The sequence below is a fragment of the Cupriavidus sp. KB_39 genome (genome assembly GCF_052114485.1).
Lineage (GTDB): Bacteria > Pseudomonadota > Gammaproteobacteria > Burkholderiales > Burkholderiaceae > Cupriavidus.
In genome coordinates this window covers 39,119-59,284 of the sequence record NZ_JBFREV010000015.1, presented here as the reverse complement: position 1 = coordinate 59,284, position 20,166 = coordinate 39,119, and the positions used below count along the sequence as shown (strand labels likewise).

Here is a 20,166-nt window from a genome sequence, read left to right as displayed (position 1 = left end):
GCGGCGGCCGTGGCGGGCGCCTGTTTAGGATCGGTTCCTGCTCACGGTGCCATTGGGCCGCAGCGGGGGCACGGCTTCGGTGCGGTGTCCAACAAACTCCCCGGGGCACGCGCGACAGGTCACATTGCCGCGCCGGGTCAGCCGTCAGTAGGCGTCCCGGCCGGTCCAGCCGTAGACGGCGGTGTGGCCGATGATGCGGAGGTCCAGGACGAAGGACCAATTGCGGATGTAGAAGATGTCGAACTCGGTACGCCGGCGCATTTTCTCCACCGTGTCGGTGCGACCCCGGCAGCCGTTGATCTGCGCCCAGCCCGTGATGCCGGGCTTCACGCGGTGGCGCAGCATGTAGCGGTCCACGATCTCCTTGTAGAGCTCGTTGTGCTCGATGGCGTGCGGGCGTGGGCCGACCACGGACATCTCGCCGCGCAGCACGTTCAGGAACTGCGGCAGCTCGTCCAGGCTGGTGCGGCGCAGGAAGGCGCCCACGCGCGTCACGCGGGGGTCGCCGGGCGCGGCCTGCGTCACGCCGGCATCGGTGTGCGCCACCATCGACCGGAACTTGAAGACGTGGAACGGCTGGCCGTCCATGCCGAGCCGCGCCTGCCGGAACAGGACCGGACCCGGCGAGGACAGCCGCACGGCGAGGGCAATGGCGAGCAGCAGCGGCGACAACCCGAGCAGCACGGCCAGCGCGAACACGCGGTCGAAGCTGGCCTTGACCAGGCCGGTCACGCCCGAGTCGGGCGGGCTGTTGAGGTCGATCACGGGCAGGCCCATGAATTCGGAGAAGCGATGGCCGAGCAGCTCGACGGACATGATGTCCGGCACCCAGCGGATATCGACAAGATCGTTGCGGAAGTGGAAGACCACGTCGTAGAGGTCGCGGCAGGCCGCCATCGGCAGCGTCAGCCAGATCTCGCGCACGCGGTGGGCGTGTACGAAGGTGCAGACCTGATCGAGCGAGCGCAGCGGGGCCACGCCTTCGGGGAGGTCGTCGGTGCCGGCTTCGTCGTAGATGCCCACCACCTCGTAGCCGGCGCCCGGAATCTGCGCCACGCGGCGGAACATGTCGTGCCCGAGCGGCCCGTAGCCGAGGATCACCACGCGCTTGGCGTTGATGCCCTGCTGGCGCACGCTGCTCAGGGTGCCGTAGAGCACCACGCGCGAACTCACCAGCCCGACCGCCGACCACGCCACCCAGAGCACCGACCACAGCCGCGACACGCCAGCCACCTGGTGCAGCAGGAAGGCGGACACCAGCGCCAGCAGGCAGACCACGCTCCAGGCCGCCAGCACGCGCACGGCCAGCCCGGCCTTGCTGCGTCCGCGCCAGGACCCGTACAGGCCGCAGGCGGGAAAGATCAGCAGCGCGCCCAGCGCGCAGAAGGCGGTCAGGAAGCCATGGACCGGCGCGGCGCCGCGCAGGCCTTCGGGGAAGACCAGTTCGCCGATGGCAAAGCCGGTGGCGCCGATGACGAGGGCGTCGGTCGCGCGGTACAGGTACTGGAAGGTTCCCTGTCGCCCAGCGACGAAGGCGCGCACTGCTGACATGTTGGTTCTCCTGCCGGGGCGGAGCGGGCCACCCTGTCAGGTATCGTCGTGCTGCCGGGCGGSCGGGTCTGTTTGGTGGCGCACACAGCGCGCGGCGTCGCCGGTCAGCGCGGCAGCGTGTCCCTGTCGCGCTTCATGCCTGCCGTGCCCACCCAGCCCATCGTGCCATTCGCCGCGCCGGTAGGGCTCCTCCCGCCCGGCGAGATGGCTGGCGATGCGCTCGAGCATGCCATGCGTCGGCAGGCTCACCGACGGATGCGGCGCCGCCAGCGCCAGCAGCAGCACGACGCCCGCCACCACRCGCGGCGCGGCGCGCAGCGGCCGGGCGGACCAGACCAGGAAGCTGGCGCTCGCGCCGAAGCCCAGCGCCAGCCCGGCCACGATCTCGGCCGGCGAATGTACCTCCAGCGCCAGCCGCGACACGCCCACCACGATGGCAACCGCCACGCTCACTGCCACGGCCACCACCGCCATCACGCGATGGCGCTCCGGCACCAGCAGCCGCGCCAGCACCGGCAGCACGGCGGCGGCCATCGTGCTGTGCCCGGAGATGCCGGTGAAGTCGAAGGCGCGGCTGCCGATGCCCCAGCCCATGAAGGCCAGCTTGCTGGCCACGACCAGCGCCACGGCGCCGCCGAACGTGAGTGCCCAGCGCATGGCGTTGTCGCGGTCGTGCGGGGCGCGGCCCGACTGCAGCCACGCGAACACGACGAGCGCGCAGGGCATGAGCAGTGCGCTTTCGCCAACGCGGGAGACAAGGGGCCAGACAGACATGGTGCGGCAGCTCACAGAAAAGGATGACGGGGTTAGGCCGGCTGACGGAGGTTCGCACCGTCGCGCCCGCAGTGTGCGACGCAATGTTCAGCCGCCTCAACCAGCCAGAAGGTGGAGACGGTGCCGCGCGGCGTGCCAGCGGCGGGCGCGCGCCCGGCGCGGGGCATGCGTTTGCGCGGGAAGGTGGAGGCCCGGTGACCGGGGCGTGCGCCCCATGCGGCGCGTGATGCTTCTGGCCAATACGCCCGTTGCCGGCGTTTGGCTATCGTCACATGAATGGCGCACGTCCAGGACGGCGCCATTTCAAAGCCCGCATGGTCCCCCGGTCGGCGGGCTTCTTTTTTGGCGCGACGCCTCGTCGTCGTCCGCCGCGATCATCGCGCGCGCGGTGGCCATGTGCCGGGTGGCCTCCCGCTCGCCGAACTCGCACGCGGCGAGGACGGCGGCCGCCTCGGTGGCGAAGCACCGGCCGTGCAGCTCGCCCCGAAACAACAACGGCCCGCCTCCTGCGATGGCGAGCCGAATCTCGAAACAACATGCCCACTTGCCCCGGCCCTCGCGCACGGCAAAGCCATGCACGACCAGGATATTGACTCCGTGTTCCATACGACCCCCTGCGTCGCCACGGCGGCCGGCCTCTCAAAGGCACCGGCTTCAGACCGTGGACTTCTCGCAAGCATAGGTCGCGCGACGCGGCCGCGCCTTCATCCGGTTGCCGTAGTGCCGTCAGCGGAGTGGGGGTGGGGGTAGAGGTGGGAGACGGGCGCGGTGCCGGCATGGCGCGGCTGGGCGCGCAGCAGCGCCAGGGCCGCGCGCGGGAAGCACTGGCCGCCGGCCCAGACCAGCGCGGCGGCGGCACAGACCAGTTCGATCGGGGCGGGCACGGCCAGGCAGCCGCTGGCGCCGATCTGCGCGGCGTAGACCATCAGCGCGGCATCGAGCGAATCGGACAACACGAGCCAGCGATGCGGGGCCAGCCGCTCGCGCACGCGGTCCAGCAGCGCGCGGGGGTCGCCCTCCACGCCGCTGCAGTCGACGATGGCCATGTCCACCGGGGCGTCCGGCACGGTCTCGGAGGCGTCCGGATTGTCGATGGAGGCGGCGCGCGCCTCCGGGTCCGGGGTATCGAGCAGCCAGTCAGGCGCGTGCCATCGCACGGGCATGGAGATGTCCTGCCCCTCCATGCGTCTGGCGAGGATGCGGCACATCATTTCGTTGCTGGCGATCAGGTAGGTCGTCATCGACAGAGATCGGGCATGTTGGACGTCTGCGCGGCGCGGCRTGGGTCACCGCTGGCGCGACGGTTATCGGACGTCGGTTCACTGAACGCGTGCCGATTGGGCACACGCACGACCTACCCGCGCGGCAGGCGCAGCCGGGAAGGCACAGATGGCAGGCTGGGGATGGATGACGGTGGCGGCGTGCGTCGGGTGACGCCGTCCGCAATGGGTCTGCAAATCGGCCTGCAATAAAGCTAGCAACCGCAGCCGGTCACCGCCTCATGCTTTCGGATGAGGGCGGGCCGGCAGAAGGGGGACGCGAGCGGATGGCTGCGCGACCGCGCTCAGGCGGCCTCACAGGCCTCCCGGGACTGCAGGACGGCGGACGGGCGGATCGAGGCCGGCGCGGTGACCGTCGGCCCTTGCCAGTTCAGCGTGGCGCCGCGCTGGAGCGCGACGTAGACCGCCTCGCCCTTGTTGCGCACGTGCAGCCGCTGATAAAGCGTGCATGCATGGGTCTTCGCCGTGGCCACCGAGATATTGAGCAGCCGGCTGACGGTCTTGATCGGATAGCCGCGCGCGAGCAGGGCCAGCACTTCGTACTGTCGCTCGGTGATATTGAGCAGATGGGCGCCTGCCGTCGGGGTTTCCAGCGGCGTGGCGTGCGACTGCGGGCCGTGGCTCGGCACACCGTGCAGCGGCACGACGATCGGCGCGGCGGCATGGCGGCTGTCGCGGCCGTCGGCGTAGGCTGCCGGCACCGGCACCGGCGCGGCGTGGGCATGCTCGCCGCCCAGTTGGGCGTACGGATGGGCAGCCGGCTCGGCGCCACGCATGACCGGGAGCTGCGACGGGAAGCATTCGCCCCCGGCCAGCACCAGGCGGATGGCGGCTTCGAGCGCCTCGGCGGAGCAGGCTTTCGCCAGCAGGCCGCGCACGGTCTCGGGCAGGCCGAATTCGGGCAGCGGCGCCGGCACGTGTTCGGCCAGCACCAGCACGCGTTGCGGCTCCAGCCGCTGGCACAGGCCGGCGAGGCCAAGCCAGCCGGCTTCCGCATCGGCGGGCAGGCCATAGATCAGCAGATCGGCGTGGTGCGTCCAGGGATCCGGTTCATGCAGGGACTGGGGGTCGATATCGACGAGATCGCCGGGAACATGCGCCTGTGCCAACAGGTGGCGCAGCCCAAGGCGGAGCAAAGGATGTGGCTCGAGCAACAGGATGGTGGCCATGGCCGCTCACTTCTTATTGGCGCGCGCGGATGCCGCGTACAATCCACTGCGCGCTGATTGGACATGCTCCGCTTTTGGCACGGCTGCACGCCCATACGATAGGTATCGCCTCCTGAGCCTCGCAGCGTTTCCCGTCCTGGCTCGCTGCTGTCCTGCCCGGCCCTCCCTCGGAGGATGCCTACCGCCCCGTTTCGCGTATGACACGCGTTAGATGCTTCGCAACTCAGATTCAAATTAAATTGAATTCTGGTGTTCAGCATAGGAAGCACGCGGAGTGATTGCAAGCGAATGCTGCATTGCGGGGGTTTTCCCGTGTTGGGTTTTTGCCTAGGCTGCTTGCGGCACAAAATGCCTCATCAAGCACTTTTACAGCGGGTGTTTGCCATACATCACATGTATGACACCCGCGCTCACCACGTATATTTCGCCCCGATCCGGGCCGCATACTGGTGGAAACTTTGCGCCCCCCAGGCGCCCGACACGTTGGCCCAGCCGGTCCAGCGCGTCGAGATCGACAGGTTGAGCCCCAGCTTCAATTCATAGCGATTCGACGGATACAGCGTGCCGAGCGGCACCTCGTTGAAGCGGACGCTGCTGTCCGTGCTGGTATGCCACCAGTTCACAGTCACGTACGGCTGCCACTTGCGCGCGTCCGCACGGACATAGGTGCGATGCAGCCGGACGCCGAGCCGCGTGATGAGGCCGGTGGAGTCGGCACCCGCGATACGCGTGCCGTTGGGCTCGGTAATGTCGTGTTCGCGGTAGTCGACGTAGATCAGCTGCCCCTGCGGCTCGATCACCCAGTCGTGGCGCAACGGCACGGCGTAGCCCAGTTCGCCCGAGACCGCCCAGCCCTGCGCGTGGTACTTCACGGTGGGCAGGGTGTCGCCTTCGACCTTGTTGTCGAACCAGCCGTACTGGAACCACGTATCTATATAGGTACCGAGCTTGCGTTCGTCGTTCTGGTACCAGGTGCCGTACGCGCCCACGCTGAAGCCCTCCACCTTGCCGCTGGCGGACGCCGGGTTGCCGGCCGCCTTCGCGTCGCTGCTGGCATAGCCGTAGCTGCCCATCAGCCCCAGATGCAGGCGGTCTTCCTCACTCGCCACCTTCCATTTGGCGAGTTCCGCGCCCCCGTGCAGCAGGAAGCTGTCGGTATCGACCTTGAAATTGCCGTCCTGGCTGCGGCTGCCCTCCCATTTGCCGACCACGCGCAGCCATCCCGAGCGCGGCTTGTCCTCGGCCTTGTCGAACGGCTGGCCTTCCACGTACTGCGGCTCGCCCAGGCGGTCGTGCAGGCTGTGCACGAACATCTGCCCGGCCAGGCGCTGGTTGGCGAGATAGGCGGCCACCTCGGGGCGGAACAGCGCCTGCCCTGGCGTGGGCGGCCCCGGCGGGGGCGGATCGGGTGACGGATCGCGCTCGGAGCGCAGGTACCAGGCATCGGCCTGACTGCCGTCCAGGCTGCCCCGGTACAGGCGGTACTCATAGGGGCCGGCCACGGCGCGGCGGGCCAGCGCGAAGCTGCCGGGAGCGGTGGTGCCGCCGTTGACGGCATCGACGACCAGGATGCCATCGCGCTGCGTGATCGCGCCGGTGCCGCCGGCGTTGGTGATCGTCAGCCCGGTGGTGCCGGACGCGGTGCCGGTGTCGATGACGAGCCTGTCCGACGGTGCGTTGTCGCCGGCCAGCACCGTGTTCAGGCCGATGCCGCCCGCGGCGCCCGTGTAGGTGTTCACCGTCAGCGTCTTGAACGTGCCCGCCGACGGCGGCGTGAACAGGATCTGGCTCGCGGCGTTGGTGAGCGTGGTCAGCGTCGAGTTGCCGGTGAGGTGCCACGTGGTCTGGTCGCGCAGGGTGACGATGGACGTGGTGCCCGGTAGCGTGGTCGCCGCCCCGGTCAGCGTTGAGGCCGAGACATCGACGGTGGCGACATCGCCCACGGCCAGGGGCTTTTTGATCGCTGGCAGGGGGGCYGCGAGCGGCGCGACCGAATCGGACGGCGGGGTTGAGGGRTCGTCGACGGACGGCAGCGGCTCCGGCCGGGCGATGGGGGCCTCGGGCGGCGGCAGCGTCGGAAAGTCCCCGATCGAGCCGACGCGGAGCCACTCGACGCCCGAAACCGTCGAGCCGGCCAACGTCACGGTGCCCGGCCCGGCCACGGCGATGGCCGGGCCGCTCCGGCTGGTCAGCACGGAGGCGGTGAAATCCGCGCCGGTGGGCACCTGCGCGGTGAACGTGTCGTTGTAGCCGGCCACGTAGAGCGCGGCGGCGTCCGCGTTGCTGGCGGTCACGGTCGCCCGGTTGCCGCTGACCTGGCCGGCGTCCAGCGCCACGGCGCCGTGCGCGCCCACGCCGCTGGTGCTCACGGTGGCGTTGTCGATCAGGACGAGGCTCAGCGCGTTGCGCGCAAAGGCGCCATGCGCGGCGGCCCCTTCGGTCGTCACGCTGGACCCGGACAGCGCCTCGACCCGGCCTTTCGACACGGCGCGCAGCCCCATCGCGCCCGTGCCGTGCGTGATGACGGTGGTGCCATTGGTCAGGGAGACCCGCGCGGGCACGTCGAGCACGGTACGCGCCTGCGCCAGCGCGCCGTGGGCGATCTCGCCCATCGTCTCGATGTGGGACGCCGTGGCTACCACCGTTGCCACGTTGGGCTTGAGCGGGTCCACCCCCGCGTAGACGGCGATGCCGTTGCGGCCGTCGGTGAGTACTGAGGTCTGGTTGATCTCGATCGTGCCGCCATCGTCGGCGGCCACGCCAATCGCCTCGTCGCCCCGGTTGTGGATGGCGAGGCCATTGGTCACGAGCCGCGCATTGGGCAAGGCGGCCGTGACGCCCTTCACGCGCTGGGCGCGGGCCGTGGTGCCGAAGGTATCGACCGTGCCGCCGTTGATCGTCGCCAGGCCGTCCTGGGTGATAGCGATGCCGGGYGCGTTGGCGCTGCCCGTGGAGACGATCGCCACGCCCTCGGTGGTCAGGGTCGAGCCCACGCCGCCGACATTCACCGTGGGCACCTGCCCGCCACTGCTGAGGGTGCCGCGCGTGATCGACATGCGCGAGCCGGACCCCAGCGCGATGGCGGCACTGCCCGCGCTATCGACCGAGACGTCGGTCAGCATGGCGTCGCTGTTGCCAGTGACCGACACGCCGCGATAGGTYGGCGCGCTGACCGTGCTGTTCGTCAGGGTCGCAATGCCGCCCAGGTCGACCGCGACCCCGGCGGAATTGTTGCCGCTGGCACGGATCGTAGCCTGGTCGATGGTGGCCGAGGAGCCGGTGCCCGACACGAACACGCCGTGCGCCATCGTCGCCGGCCCGCCGGTGAGCAGGTTGCCGCTGCCGCCAATGGCAATGCGACCGCCCGATACCGCGGCGGCGGCGGCCACGGGGCCGCTCGCGGCATTGCCAGTGCCGGTGGCCGTGAGCGTGCTGCTGGACAGCTCGATGGCGCCGCCCAGTTCGGCGCGCGCGGCATTCGAGAAGTTGGACGCCACCGCGACGGTGTTGCCGGAACCGGTGATCAGGCTGCCCGCGCCGGTGGCCACGAGCCCATGGTTGAAATTGCGCCCGCTGCCGGCGGCGCCCACGGTCAGGTTCGATTGGGTCAGCGTCACGGACCCGCCGCCTTCGGCCCGTACGCCCTGCATCGACACCGAGTTGGCCGGCGCCAGGTTGAGCCGGACGTTATCGGCCACCACGCGGGAGCCCGCGCCAACGGCCTTGAGCCCAACCTGGCTGGCCGCCGCCGCACCGTTGGAGGTGGTATTGATGGCGCCGCCCGTCAGCGAGACCCGGGCCCCGCTCAAGGCGTTGACGCCGTTCGCATTGGCCACGCCGAGGCTCAGCGTGACGCCGGACGCCGTCACATCCGCACCGGCGCCGGTGCCGGTGATCGCCACCGGCGCCGCTRCCGTGGTGCCGATGGCCGAAGCGCTGACCGTGCAGGCTGTGGTGGCGGATACCTGCCCCGTGCCGATGGTCGGGCAGGCCGCCTGCCCGTGCGCGGCGGGAGACAGACTCGCCAGAACGACGCCGCCCACGGCGCCCACGCCGACGCCGGCCTTTCTCCGCCTGCTGACCATGGGTCGCCTCCCTTCGCCCGCTTGGTCTTAACACTGACCAGCGAGGTTTCCTCATTCTGGAGACTGGGCTGAAGAACGGAAGTCAAATGTTTGGGGGTCTGTTTTAAGCGTTTCAGCGAAACCGGCAGACGGTGAGCCCAGGGGGCCATCCCGGGCAAATCCCTTGGCTTCCCATCGAAAATAATTTACATTGCACTTTGATATTCAAAAGTGCCTGGTACGGATTGGCACTCCGCTAAAGTTGTTATAACTCAATCACTTACCACCCCTTCTTCATGAGCACGGATCCCGACACGCTCGCCGCTACCAAGCTCACTCGAACCGAATTTGCAGTGGTGCGGGCGTATGCCCAGGGCATGCGGCCGGTGGACATCGCCAATCGCTACCTGCTCGATCCGGACGATGACGATGTGCTGACCGAGCATCAGGCGGTACAGCGCATCCTGACGCTGCGCGACCGGCTGGTGCAGTTCGCGCTCCAGCACGACCGGCCCGATATCGCGGCCATGTTCGAGGCGCTGCGCGGGCGGTCTGACGCCGGGATGACGCGCCGGGTGGACGCGTTGTCGTCCATCGAGCGGCTCGGCCAGGGCCGGCCGCTGCCGGGGCATCAGGTATCGCTGTGGTTCCGCCCCAGCCTCGCCCGCCGGCTGGCGACGGGGGGCGTGCGCACCATCGCCGATTTGACTGATCTGGCGAACCAGCGTGGCAGTAGTTGGTGGCGTGCCGTGCCACGCATCGGCCAGCAATCCGCCGAAGTCATCACACGATGGTTGGGTCAGCAGCAGTCGGTGATCGCGACGGCGGTGCGGCCATATGTGCTTTCGCCGTCACAACACCGGAGCAGACCCGCACTGGTCCCGGAGCGGCTGGGGCCGGCGATGCGCGAACCCGTTCCGCTCGAACACATGCTGGCGCCATCGTCTGGCGACCCCGGCGCGGCGGTGCTCSGGGATGACCTGCGGTTCATTCGGGACTGGKTAGCCCGCCACAGCGGCTCCCCGCATACGGCCGGGAGCTATCGACGGGAGGCGGAGCGGCTACTGCTCTGGGTCGCCCAGCAGCGTGGTTCGGTCCGGGGGCTGGAGACGGATGATCTCGTGCGCTACCGCAGCTTTCTGGCGGATCCCCAGCCGGCGGCCTTCTGGTGCGGCCCGGCGGGCGCCCGAGACCGGGCGCACTGGCGGCCGTTCGAGGGACCACTCGGCGCGAGCTCGATCGAGGCTTCCCTGCGTGTGGTTCGCGCCCTGCTCCGGGCGATGGTGCGGGCGGGGGTGCGGCAAGGCGGTGCGGCTGTACCGGCCGGGGGCGTACCCGTTGCTGCGTCGGAATCTATCGAAACGAATCGCTCGAATTTGCTTCCGCCCGGTGTTGTCGATGACTTCCTGGCATGGCTCGGGGCGGTGGAGGCCTCCCCCAGACACCGGGCCGCACGGGCGACGGCGCTGCTGGTGCATCGGCACGGGGTGCGGATTTCGGCACTGCCGGCGATGCGGCTGGGGGATGTCCGGCTCGCCGGACGCGGCGCGCGGCTGCTGCCCGGGGCCCGAAATGAATCCGAAGATTCAGGTTTGCGGCTCGATGAAGACGTCTGGATGGCGCTGCGCGCGCACTGGGCCGATCGCGGGATTCAGGTGGAGGCCGGCTGGAACGCCGACGCCGCCCTGCTCGCACCAAGCGAATTTCCGGCCACGGCGCGRGGTCGCGCCAAGCAGGCGCAGGTCGGTGCGGGCTACGCCGCGAGTGGTTTGGACCAGTTGCTACGGGGTACCTGGAAGCGCTTCGCGGCGGGGCGAGAACTGGCCGAAATTGGGTTCACGCCGCGCCTCCTGGCGCTCGCCGGGCGTCCGTTGCCGGACGGCCCAAAATGACCCCGAGCGTACCTTTTGCTGCGATCCAAATGTTCGATGAAACAATGAGTTAGCGAACGCGACTGCAAAAAACTCAGAGTAGCGTTTTATCCAATCCGAAGCGTGCCTTAAGGACCTCGAGCAGGTCCTCCCGGGCATTGCGGTCGGACAGCTGAACATCGAGCATTACCCGGCCCGAATCCCACTCCTTGATCGTGCCCAGAAGCTGCCCCGACTCGGTCCGGATCTTGTACTGCCGGCTGATCTCCTTGACCTTGCGCGACTTCCCTTCCTGCGCATGTTTACGGATCGCCTCGACCTCGCGGCTGGACAGGCCGTCGTTCATGATGCGCGTCGCCAGATCACGCGTGCGGTCTTCGCCGGCGATCTTGCAGAACAGCGTCAGCTCGTAACCGGCGGCAATCCCGATGGCGCTCGGTCGCTCACGCATCACGCCGAGCACCGAGTCCGGCAGCTTCAGCAGCGCCAGGGTCTTGTTAACCGTGCCCGCCGACATCCCGGTCAGCTCGCAGATCTCCTCCTCCTTCTGGACCTTGCCTTCGTCCAGCAACTGCCGCCAGGCAATCGCGTTGTCGAGTGCGGACTGGTCCGAGCGCTGCTCGTTGAGCAGGAACGAGAGTCGGTAGAAATCGAGGTCGCTGAGGTCGCTCTCGATAAAGCATTCCATCTCGAGCTTGCCGGCCGAGGCCAGGGCGCGCTTGCGATAGTGACCATCGATGAGGATGTAGTGCCCGGGGCGCACCGGGTCCGGCGCCGCCAGACCGGGCGTTTTCTGCCCATGCGTAGCGATCGACGCAGCACGTTCCTGGACCACTGCGGGATCATAAATTCGACGCGCATTGAAAGGATTGTCGTGCAGTTGCGCAATGGGGATCTTGATCAGCGTTCGACCCGTTTCAGTCGGTTCCGCACTTTCAGCGCTGAAAGTTTGGATTTCGGCAACTACCGGACGCTCGGGACGCTGGGTCTGGAGCAGGCCATTCGGGTGCTGGGAGATCGCCGCTTCCGCCCTGGCGAAGCGATCCATCGTGTCGTTGCGGGTTTTCTCCGCCGCCATGCCGGCCAGCATGCCGGCCTTCAGGCTTTTCAGTTTCGTTGCCATGGGAATTACTCGATCAGGGACAGGATTTCGTCGACCATCATGTCGACCTCCTGCACGGCCTCGCGGGCGCCCGGCACACCGTGCACGGTGCAGCCAATGGCCTGGCATTCCCGGAACGCCGAACGGGAGCCGATCAGGGCGTTCAGCAGCGGCACATCACCGTCATCCCCCAGGATCTCGATGGCCTGGCGGGCAATCGAGACGCGTCGCTGGACCATATTGGCCATCACGCGTATCTGCAGGGTCTCATTCTGGACCTGTGCATGCTGCGCAAGCGTCTTCGCTGCGACGGCCGCCCACAGGTCAGGCGGCGACGGGACAACCGGAATGATCGCGAGGTCGGAAATCAGGAGCGCGCTCGACGGCGCGGCCGAATGCACGGCGGGCGGGCAGTCGACAAGGATGTAGTCGTAGTCGTGGATGAATTTGCGGACTTCGCGGTGCATCGCGCCGCCGGACGGCGCCAGGCCGATCACGGAAGCGGGAAATGGGCGTTCGTCGGTCGCCTGTGCGGCCCATCGCGTGGCGGTGCCCTGCTCATCCATATCGACAAGCATGGAACGGGCGCCGCGCAGGCCCAGCGTGCCAGCCAGGTGCATGCTTACCGTGGTCTTGCCACAGCCGCCTTTCTGGTTGAACACGGTAATGATTTTTGCTGCCACACTGGCCTCACTTTCAGCGCTGAAAGCGCACATGACGAGTTCTCTACAGGCGGAACTGTAGCCAAATCGGCAGTGCGCTACAACCCATTTTTCATTATTCAAATTTTATGTCTCGTAGCGTGATACCTCCACGCCACGGTGAAAGGGTAAACACCGCCTACCTCAAATTTGCGGAGATTTCCTCTTGAAAAGAGGCAGAGAATCCGCCTAAAGTAAAGATAGTGCGCATTACCCCGCACATGACACAGCAGAACAAACTGGTTATGATGCGCGCTACAGTCGAGTCAAGTCGTGTCAACCTCGTTGGCTTCCGTTCGGTATCTACGAGACCTCAACGTGCTTGAACGGTTGTTTGCGTTGTGTACAAGAACTTGCTTCGAAAGGAAATTCCTATGGCAACCGGTACGGTCAAGTGGTTTAACGAGACCAAGGGCTTCGGCTTCATTACCCCGGACGACGGTGGTGCAGATCTGTTCGCGCACTTCTCGGAAATCCAGGGCTCGGGTTTCAAGACCCTGAAGGATGGTCAGCGTGTGACGTTTGAAGTGAAGCAGGGCCCCAAGGGTCTGCAGGCATCGGCGATCAAGCCCGCCTGACCCTGTCTCACTGAACGTCCTGCCATGCGCGCAAGCGCGTGACGGGTAAAAGAAAAAGGCAAGCGCTCGTCGCTTGCCTTTTTCGTTCCAGCGGTCAGTTCGCCTTCAGGCCAGCTTGCGAACGCTCGTGCGGGACGGCTGCAGGACCAGGGCTTTCGACGAATCGGCGTCGACCTTGGCGCCCGGATACACCACCAGCACATCCTTGAGCGCCTTGCGGAACAGCGCGCGGAACTTGCGCTCGCTCTCGGTCTCGGTACCGAACTGCATCTGGAGCGCTTCCCAAGGGATCTCGGTGCGTCGTTGGATCGTGAAGAACCGGTAGGTCAGCCACGAATACACGTCCAGTGCGAACGGCGACTGCTTGAGCGCCTTGAGCGCGCGCATATCGACCGGTACGGGACGGTTCACCAGCTCGTTGAAGAACGGCTCGGAGAGCACCACGAAGCTCTCGAACATCGAGCCCTGACCGGGCTGCATCGGGTCCCACCACGTCGACAGCTGGTCGGCCAGCAGGTAGCCCACCCGGTCGATCGACAGGGGTTCGTGATTCGGCGTCTGATTGGGCGTCGGCGTCGACTTGTTCTGCACGATCGCAATGGTCGCCGAGAACAGCCGGATCATTTGCTGGCGCACAAGCGTCATGGTTCCGCGCTTGCCGCCGGTGGCCATCGGAATGCCGAGGTTGTACATGAATTCCGACAGCGAATTGCCGAGCGAGATGCGGCGGTCCTCGACCGTGCCCGTAAACTCGCCGCGCTTCTTCTTCGCCATGATTTCCTTGCCGATCCAGGCAAGCATCAAACGCGGATAGGAGCCGTACGGATACCCGAGTGAAACGGTTTCGGAGACGAGCTTCTGACGACCATTGGCCGCTCGTTCGGAGCGCTGCTGCGTGAAGTAGCCCGGCTGGATCATCAGCGAGATGTTGCCGCTGGTGCGCGTCCACACGGGCGGCGCGCCCTTCGGGGCGCGATACGGCAGGGTTACCTGCACGCTGGCGCGGCTCAGGAAGCCCACTTCGCCACTGTGCCAGGCGTCCTCGCGCTCCATCGCCTGGGCCTCGTCGAAGAGGCGCTGGAATTTCTCGGACGGAACCAGGACGTTCTCGTTACCGGGAACGATGATGCGGGAAGGCTCGTGATCCCCTTGCAGGACGGAGCGATCCCCCTCGGTGGCCAGGGAGCGTTTGATGGGCATATTGACGGGCTTCGGATTACCCGCCTTTTTACGCGAACCCGTAAACGTTGTCACGCAGAAACAGGTACGTATACGTTCTTTGTGTGTTTTGGTTGTCCGGTCGCGTTGCCCCCGAGCTTGCGGTTCCCTGTCAGCGCTGACGGGCTTCTCTGCAAGCGATCTGTTTCGGGTGTCGGGTTTCTCACGACTGGCAGGATGGCCGGCATGCGGTGGGCAACCCGCCAGGGTTGTCCACGGTTGGCGGCGCATCAGCTACAAGTAAACGATACCGTTACGGGTTAACTACTTGTAAACCGTATACGGAGGGAAAACGCCGTTGATTTCAAAAGGGAAAAGTACGCCCCGCGAACCCGATTCTGCGTGGAAGCGTACTCGATTCTGCGAAGCCCCGAACCCGAATCTGCGGCTGGGCGAACCCGTTTCAGCGGAAACAGCGAACCGGATTCTGCGGGGATAACTCACTGATCCCACAGGCTTTTCCACAGCGGGATGGGCAAAAAGCGTACCTGTTTCTGCGCGAACCGTACCCGACGGCCGTTTCCCTGCGTGGAGGGGCTGTGAACAACCGCGTTATCCCCGCAGAAATGGGTGCGCCGTGAGGTTTCCAGCCAGTCGATGCGTACCCGATTCTGCGGGCCAAGCGGCTCAAAGCGTACCTATTTCTGCGCTGGGCCGGTTCGAAGCCTCCCAGCCTCGTTGCGTACCAGTTTCTGCGGCGTACCCAATTCTGCGAGTTGGCAGCATTTTGCTGCGCTGCCGGGAACCGTACCCATTTCTGCGGCGATTCCAGCGCCAGCAAATGCCAAGTGCGTACCCAATTCTGCGCAAATTGCGGGCGCAATGCGTCAGCCTGCAAAACCAGTCCGACTATAGCATTAGCTTTGCTTAAAAGCCAGTACTCACTCTCAACGTATACCGAATCAAACCGAGGAATCCGCTGCGTACCCGTTTCTGCGCTACGTTGACGCCCCGCAGTGCCGCTCGGAACGTATACATCTCCCGCGCCCTGAGCGACCGTACCCGTTTCTGCGCGTGCATCCACACCTCCGACGTCACCTGCTGCTGAAACCGTACCCATTTCTGCGACCCCATACGAGGCTGCGGACCGTATACGGCGGGCTTTCGCGGCGTACCCGATTCTGCGGGGACAACTCGCGGGGGATTCCCACCCTAGCCAGGCAAAAATCGAAGGAAACCGGCCTCGAGCGATGGGACGCCACAAGCCAATGCGTACCCGTTTCTGCGTGCGATAGCGGCCTGCCGAGGCGACGGCCAGCCGCCAGCCGTACCCATTTCTGCGGAGATCAATCAGGAAGGCGTACCCGTTTCTGCGGCGCGACTGCGCGGGGCACGAAAAAAGACGCACGACAAATTGAAGCCGGTCGACCTGAAGCCCGATCCGGCGGAAAACAGGCGAAAAAAAACCCCGCCAGTGATGGCGGGGCTCTTTCGGTTGCTGGCACACCTTGCGGCGTGCCGGAGCTACCTTGGCTTACAGCGGCGTGATGTTCGCAGCTTGCAGACCCTTCGGGCCGTTCTTGACTTCGAACGACACGCGTTGGTTTTCCTGCAGCGACTTGAAGCCGTCGGCGCGCACTTCGGAGAAGTGGGCGAACAGATCATCACCGCCTGCGTCCGGCTTGATAAAGCCGAAGCCCTTGGCGTCATTGAACCACTTGACGATACCGGTTTGCATGGTATTGCTTTCCAAAAAAAGATAAAAAAGAAACCGATGGTGCACACACCATCGCACTGCCAACTCAAGGAAAGGACACCATGGACAACCGAAGTACCAACGGTGGCTAACGAATGAACTGTTGCCTCGTCGCTTGAATCTAGCTGTGGTTTATACGGGGGATTCGCGGCTTCGTCAAGGTGGGGATTCCCCGCCAGGGGCTGGCACCGTCACGTTGGCCTATGGGATCATCCCGCCTTTTGCCTATTGTCTGTCATGCAGCCCATGGCTGCCGCCCGGGCCGGGCGAGCCAGACGAAAGCAGGCGCAACACATTCCAGGAGACCCTACATGTCCCTACCGGACCCCGCCGAGCGGCCGGGCAGCGATTCCGCGCCCGCCTTCCAGTCCAGCCAGGCCAGCGCCAGCCTGGCCGAGCGCCTGTTCCGCCTGGCCGAGCACAACACGAACGTGCGCACTGAAGTGCTGGCCGGCGTGACCACGTTCCTGACGATGGCGTACATCATCTTCGTCAATCCGAGCATCCTCGGCGATGCCGGTGTGCCCAAGGACGCGGTGTTCGTCGCCACCTGCTTGGCCGCGGCCATCGGCACGCTGATCATGGGGTTCTTTGCGAATTATCCGATCGCGATGGCGCCGGGCATGGGCCTCAACGCCTACTTTGCCTATACAGTCGTCAAAGGCATGGGCCTGCCGTGGGAAGCGGCGCTGGGCGCGGTGTTTATCTCGGGCTGCCTGTTCCTGCTGGTCACGCTGTTCCGCATCCGGGAGATGATCGTCAACGGTATCCCGCATGCGATCCGGGGTGCGATCACGGCGGGCATCGGGCTGTTCCTGGCGATCATCGCGCTGAAGAACGCCGGCATCATCGCGGCCAGCCCGGCCACCCTGGTGACCATCGGCGATCTGCACCAGCCTCCCGCGATCATGGCGACTATCGGGTTCTTCGTGATCGTCGCGCTGGACCGCCTGAAGGTGAAGGGTGCGATCCTGATCGGCATCCTGCTCACCACCGTGCTCAGTTTCCTGTTCGGCGGCAACACCTTCCACGGCGTGTTCTCGGCCCCGCCGTCGATCGCGCCCACGCTGTTCAAGCTAGATATCGCCGGCGCGCTGTCCATCGGCATCATCAACGTGGTGCTGGTCTTTTTCCTGGTCGAGCTGTTCGATGCCACCGGCACACTGATGGGTGTGGCCAACCGCGCCGGGCTGCTCAAGGCTGGCAAGATGCACCGGCTCAACAAGGCGCTGATGGCCGATAGCACTGCCATCATGGCCGGCTCGCTGCTCGGCACGTCGTCGACCACCGCCTATATCGAGAGCGCGTCTGGCGTGCAGGCCGGCGGCCGCACCGGCCTGACCGCCGTGACCGTGGCCGTGCTGTTCCTGGCCTGCCTGTTTATCGCGCCGCTGGCCGGCACGGTGCCGGCGTATGCCACCGCGCCGGCGTTGCTCTATGTCTCCTGCCTGATGCTGCGCGAGCTGGTCGACATCGACTGGACCGATGTCACCGAGGTCGTYCCCGCCGTGCTCACCGTCCTCGGCATGCCGTTTACGTACTCGGTGGCCAATGGCGTCGCGTTCGGCTTTATTGCCTACGCGGTGCTGAAGCCGCTGACCGGCCGCGCGCGCGAAGTACCGGTCATGGCGTGGATCATCGCCGCCGTGTTTCTGTTCAAGTTCTATTACCTGCCGGGGCACTGAAACCGACCGAAAACGTCCGACGCCGTACCCGATTCTGCGTTAAATGTGAGCGCTCATTAACCTGACGGGTCGCCTGCAGTGTGAGATTCTGATCTCACACTAAAGTATGAGACATGGCTGAAACCGATCACTTCGGGCTGGACAAACCGTCTCAAATGCACTGAACTAGAGGCGAAGTAGAAGAAGGGCGCGTGAGAGCGCCCTTTCTTGACTCCGGCCTATATGGAGGGCCGCGGCCCGCGCGCGGCGGCCGCCATCGGCCGAGAGCGTCCAACGAGACCGTCTCGCAGCGGCGGCGGGGCCACCAGGAAGTCACAGAAGTCATAACAGACCACACGGCCGACACGTGTGGCAGACAACAGACAGCTCAAAACCAAACATAGACAGTGGTAATCGTACGCAGTGCCGGGGGTGTTGTTCAACGGGGAACAAATCATGACCGCAGGAGAGATCCGGCGTCCCGAATTCGGGCCCATCAGTGCATCCGCCAGTCGATCGATTCACCGCGCGCCATTGGCCAGTGACGCGTCCGATATTTCACTACGGGACGCCGACCTAGGCGGCCCGGACACCGAAGTCGCCGTGCTGCTCGCCGAGGACACGGAGATTTCGCCGCGCACGCGCCAGGCCGTCGAGGCCCTGATGCAACGCCATCGCATGCTGGCCGAGGAACTCGCGCGCCAGCGCACGCTGCTCCAGGAATGGATCCTGAGCCAGCTCACCTACAAGGCGCTTTACTTCCAGTACTCCGGCCAGTCGCCCGAAGCGCCCAGCGTGGACCTGATGCGCGAGAAAGACATGGTGCGCCGCCGCATCCGCGACGAACTGCACGCCGGCCGTGACTACGACAGCGTGCTCGAAGAACAGTCTCGCAGTCTGTCCAGACCGTGATGCCGACGTTGCGCGCGGGGGAGCCCCCGCAGCCGGCGGAAACCAGCCGGGCCATGTGGCCCGCTTCCGGCCCGATTGCCGGGGTGGCCACCGCGAACAAAAAGACAAACGTCAGGGAGAACGGCATGGACCGACTGTGCAAAGCGTCGACACGCTCCGCACAGATCGTGCTGGTGTCGCGTTTCGAAGATTTTGGATTCAGTGCCGAGCAATTCGGCCAGGGCTGGGAGATCCGGCGCGTGCAGCAGGTGCGCGACCTGGAGCGCGTGGTGCGGGGCAGTGCCCCCATGGCGGGCATCCTCGACCTGCAATCGACCTATTCCGATGCGGAGCTGACCCAACTGGAGCAGGGCCTCCAGCATCTGCACGTGACCTGGGTGGCGATCACCTCCAACGAGATGATCGAGGACGAACGCATCCGCCGCATGATCCGCGACTATTGCGTGGATTACGTGCGCACCCCGTTCTCGTTCGATGAACTGGCGTACACGCTCAAGCACGCCCACGGCATGGCCAGCCTGCATGGCGTGCGCGCGCCCGAGCATGTGCCGCACGGCCCGATGATCGGCGACTGCAAYGTCATGCGCGTGATGTTCCGCTCGCTGGCCAAGGTGGCCCACAACGACGCGCCGGTCTTCATCTCGGGCGAGTCGGGCACCGGCAAGGAACTGGCCGCGCAGGCCGTCCACGAGGCATCGAGCCGCCGCAAGGGCCCGTTCGTGGCGATCAACTGCGGCGCCATYCCCTCGCACCTGGTGCAGTCGGAACTGTTCGGCTACGAGAAAGGCGCCTTCACCGGCGCCAACGCGCGCAAGATCGGCTGGATCGAGCAGGCGCAGGGCGGCACGCTGTTCCTCGATGAAATCGGCGACCTGCCCCTCGAGAGCCAGGTGGCGCTGCTGCGCTTCCTGCAGCAGGGCTGCATCACGCGGCTGGGCGGGCATCAGTCGATTCCGCTCGACCTGCGCATCATCTCGGCCACGCACGTGGACCTGGTGCTGGCGCAGACGGACGGCCGCTTCCGCTCCGACCTGTTCCACCGRCTCTGCGTGCTGACGCTGACGATTCCGCCGCTGCGCGATCGGGGCGAAGACATCCTGCTGCTGGCCAACGCGGTGCTGACCGAGCACGGGCACGAGGCCCACCGGCGTATTCGCGGCTTCTCCGCGTGCGCCACGCAGGCGATGATGCAGTACGCCTGGCCGGGCAACGTGCGGGAGCTGATCAACCGGGTCCGGCGCGCCATCGTCATGACGGACAACCGCAAGATCACTGCGGAAGACCTGCAATTGCATGGGGGCGTGGAGTTGCCGCGCAAGACGCTCGATGCCATCCGCGAGGAGGCGGAGCGCGAGGCGATCCGCACGGTGATGGCCAGCCACGGCTTTCACGTGGTGCCGGCGGCGCGCGAACTCAATGTGTCGCGCGTGACGCTGTACCGGCTCATGCACAAGCACAACATCCGCGTCGATTCGCAACCGGGCGCCGTGGCGGAGTAATTCGCCCCGGGCACGCCCGTGCCGAAGTGCCAGGGGGAACCCGGCGACGTCCGCTCGCCGGACCCCCTTCGTCCCACCGCCCGGACA

General features: G+C 66.1%; 15 protein-coding genes. 5 read left to right on the top strand and 10 right to left on the bottom strand.

Translation table 11 applies throughout. The features are described from left to right. Nucleotides 1-144 precede the first annotated feature (144 nt). The 6 genes from AB4Z27_RS13665 to AB4Z27_RS13640 all read right to left on the bottom strand — a co-directional run bounded on the left by AB4Z27_RS13665 (nt 145) and on the right by AB4Z27_RS13640 (nt 8,859). On the bottom strand, nt 145-1,551 hold the full coding sequence (locus AB4Z27_RS13665) for an undecaprenyl-phosphate glucose phosphotransferase (RefSeq protein ID WP_092294206.1): 1,407 nt from the start codon (nt 1,549-1,551) through the stop codon (nt 145-147). A 36-nt stretch (nt 1,552-1,587) separates the two neighbouring features. Beyond that, entirely contained in the window at nt 1,588-2,277 is a 690-nt protein-coding gene (locus AB4Z27_RS13660) for a phosphatase PAP2 family protein (RefSeq protein WP_441644621.1), read from the bottom strand. A gap of 351 nt (nt 2,278-2,628) precedes the next feature. After that, on the bottom strand, nt 2,629-2,931 hold the full coding sequence (locus AB4Z27_RS13655; protein ID WP_255370794.1) for a hypothetical protein: 303 nt from the start codon (nt 2,929-2,931) through the stop codon (nt 2,629-2,631). Between the two features lie 98 nt (nt 2,932-3,029). Then, nucleotides 3,030-3,566, bottom strand: a complete 537-nt coding sequence (locus AB4Z27_RS13650) for a DNA-binding response regulator (RefSeq protein WP_255370793.1) — start codon at nt 3,564-3,566, stop codon at nt 3,030-3,032. 323 nt (nt 3,567-3,889) lie between these two features. Beyond that, entirely contained in the window at nt 3,890-4,774 is an 885-nt protein-coding gene (locus AB4Z27_RS13645) for a response regulator transcription factor (protein ID WP_441591189.1), read from the bottom strand. Between the two features lie 410 nt (nt 4,775-5,184). Beyond that, the gene (locus AB4Z27_RS13640; RefSeq protein ID WP_441644620.1) at nt 5,185-8,859 is read right to left on the bottom strand and encodes an autotransporter outer membrane beta-barrel domain-containing protein; all 3,675 of its coding nucleotides are present in this window, start codon (nt 8,857-8,859) and stop codon (nt 5,185-5,187) included. 275 nt (nt 8,860-9,134) lie between these two features. Here AB4Z27_RS13640 and AB4Z27_RS13635 point away from each other — a divergent pair, with 275 nt between their 5' ends. Continuing rightward, nucleotides 9,135-10,730, top strand: a complete 1,596-nt coding sequence (locus AB4Z27_RS13635; protein ID WP_441644619.1) for a phage integrase family protein — start codon at nt 9,135-9,137, stop codon at nt 10,728-10,730. A 73-nt stretch (nt 10,731-10,803) separates the two neighbouring features. On the opposite strand, the gene AB4Z27_RS13630 is transcribed toward AB4Z27_RS13635, so the two are convergent. Beyond that, nucleotides 10,804-11,832 (bottom strand): ParB/RepB/Spo0J family partition protein, encoded by a 1,029-nt coding sequence (locus tag AB4Z27_RS13630; protein ID WP_092294196.1) that lies wholly within the window; start codon nt 11,830-11,832, stop codon nt 10,804-10,806. A 5-nt stretch (nt 11,833-11,837) separates the two neighbouring features. Next, on the bottom strand, nt 11,838-12,494 hold the full coding sequence (locus tag AB4Z27_RS13625; RefSeq protein WP_092294390.1) for an AAA family ATPase: 657 nt from the start codon (nt 12,492-12,494) through the stop codon (nt 11,838-11,840). A 392-nt stretch (nt 12,495-12,886) separates the two neighbouring features. On the opposite strand from AB4Z27_RS13625, the gene AB4Z27_RS13620 reads away from it, so the two are divergent. After that, nucleotides 12,887-13,090, top strand: a complete 204-nt coding sequence (locus tag AB4Z27_RS13620; protein WP_006159056.1) for a cold-shock protein — start codon at nt 12,887-12,889, stop codon at nt 13,088-13,090. Between the two features lie 105 nt (nt 13,091-13,195). Here AB4Z27_RS13620 and AB4Z27_RS13615 read toward each other — a convergent pair whose 3' ends face one another. Together AB4Z27_RS13615 and AB4Z27_RS13610 are read right to left on the bottom strand one after the other, a co-directional pair. After that, nucleotides 13,196-14,290, bottom strand: a complete 1,095-nt coding sequence (locus tag AB4Z27_RS13615) for a replication protein RepA (RefSeq protein ID WP_092294194.1) — start codon at nt 14,288-14,290, stop codon at nt 13,196-13,198. A gap of 1,492 nt (nt 14,291-15,782) precedes the next feature. Beyond that, on the bottom strand, nt 15,783-15,986 hold the full coding sequence (locus tag AB4Z27_RS13610; protein ID WP_008646365.1) for a cold-shock protein: 204 nt from the start codon (nt 15,984-15,986) through the stop codon (nt 15,783-15,785). Between the two features lie 329 nt (nt 15,987-16,315). On the opposite strand from AB4Z27_RS13610, the gene AB4Z27_RS13605 reads away from it, so the two are divergent. From AB4Z27_RS13605 to AB4Z27_RS13595, 3 genes are all read left to right on the top strand, one after another. Beyond that, a complete protein-coding gene (locus AB4Z27_RS13605) occupies nt 16,316-17,689 on the top strand; it encodes an NCS2 family permease (RefSeq protein WP_092294190.1) in 1,374 nt (457 codons plus the stop codon). 435 nt (nt 17,690-18,124) lie between these two features. Continuing rightward, nucleotides 18,125-18,580 (top strand): hypothetical protein, encoded by a 456-nt coding sequence (locus AB4Z27_RS13600; protein ID WP_092294188.1) that lies wholly within the window; start codon nt 18,125-18,127, stop codon nt 18,578-18,580. 125 nt (nt 18,581-18,705) lie between these two features. After that, nucleotides 18,706-20,079 carry a sigma-54-dependent transcriptional regulator gene (locus AB4Z27_RS13595; RefSeq protein WP_092294389.1) on the top strand — a complete coding sequence of 458 codons (1,374 nt, stop codon included), beginning with the start codon at nt 18,706-18,708 and terminating at the stop codon, nt 20,077-20,079. Nucleotides 20,080-20,166 lie beyond the last annotated feature (87 nt).

Bases quoted from the DNA above. Each gene is read 5' to 3' on its own strand.
- AB4Z27_RS13665 (WP_092294206.1), bottom strand. From the start codon at position 1,551: ATGTCAGCAGTGCGCGCCTTCGTCGCTGGGCGACAGGGAACCTTCCAG.
- AB4Z27_RS13655 (WP_255370794.1), bottom strand. From the start codon at position 2,931: ATGGAACACGGAGTCAATATCCTGGTCGTGCATGGCTTTGCCGTGCGC.
- AB4Z27_RS13650 (WP_255370793.1), bottom strand. From the start codon at position 3,566: ATGACGACCTACCTGATCGCCAGCAACGAAATGATGTGCCGCATCCTC.
- AB4Z27_RS13645 (WP_441591189.1), bottom strand. From the start codon at position 4,774: ATGGCCACCATCCTGTTGCTCGAGCCACATCCTTTGCTCCGCCTTGGG.
- AB4Z27_RS13630 (WP_092294196.1), bottom strand. From the start codon at position 11,832: ATGGCAACGAAACTGAAAAGCCTGAAGGCCGGCATGCTGGCCGGCATG.
- AB4Z27_RS13620 (WP_006159056.1), top strand. From the start codon at position 12,887: ATGGCAACCGGTACGGTCAAGTGGTTTAACGAGACCAAGGGCTTCGGC.
- AB4Z27_RS13615 (WP_092294194.1), bottom strand. From the start codon at position 14,290: ATGCCCATCAAACGCTCCCTGGCCACCGAGGGGGATCGCTCCGTCCTG.
- AB4Z27_RS13610 (WP_008646365.1), bottom strand. From the start codon at position 15,986: ATGCAAACCGGTATCGTCAAGTGGTTCAATGACGCCAAGGGCTTCGGC.
- AB4Z27_RS13600 (WP_092294188.1), top strand. From the start codon at position 18,125: ATGACCGCAGGAGAGATCCGGCGTCCCGAATTCGGGCCCATCAGTGCA.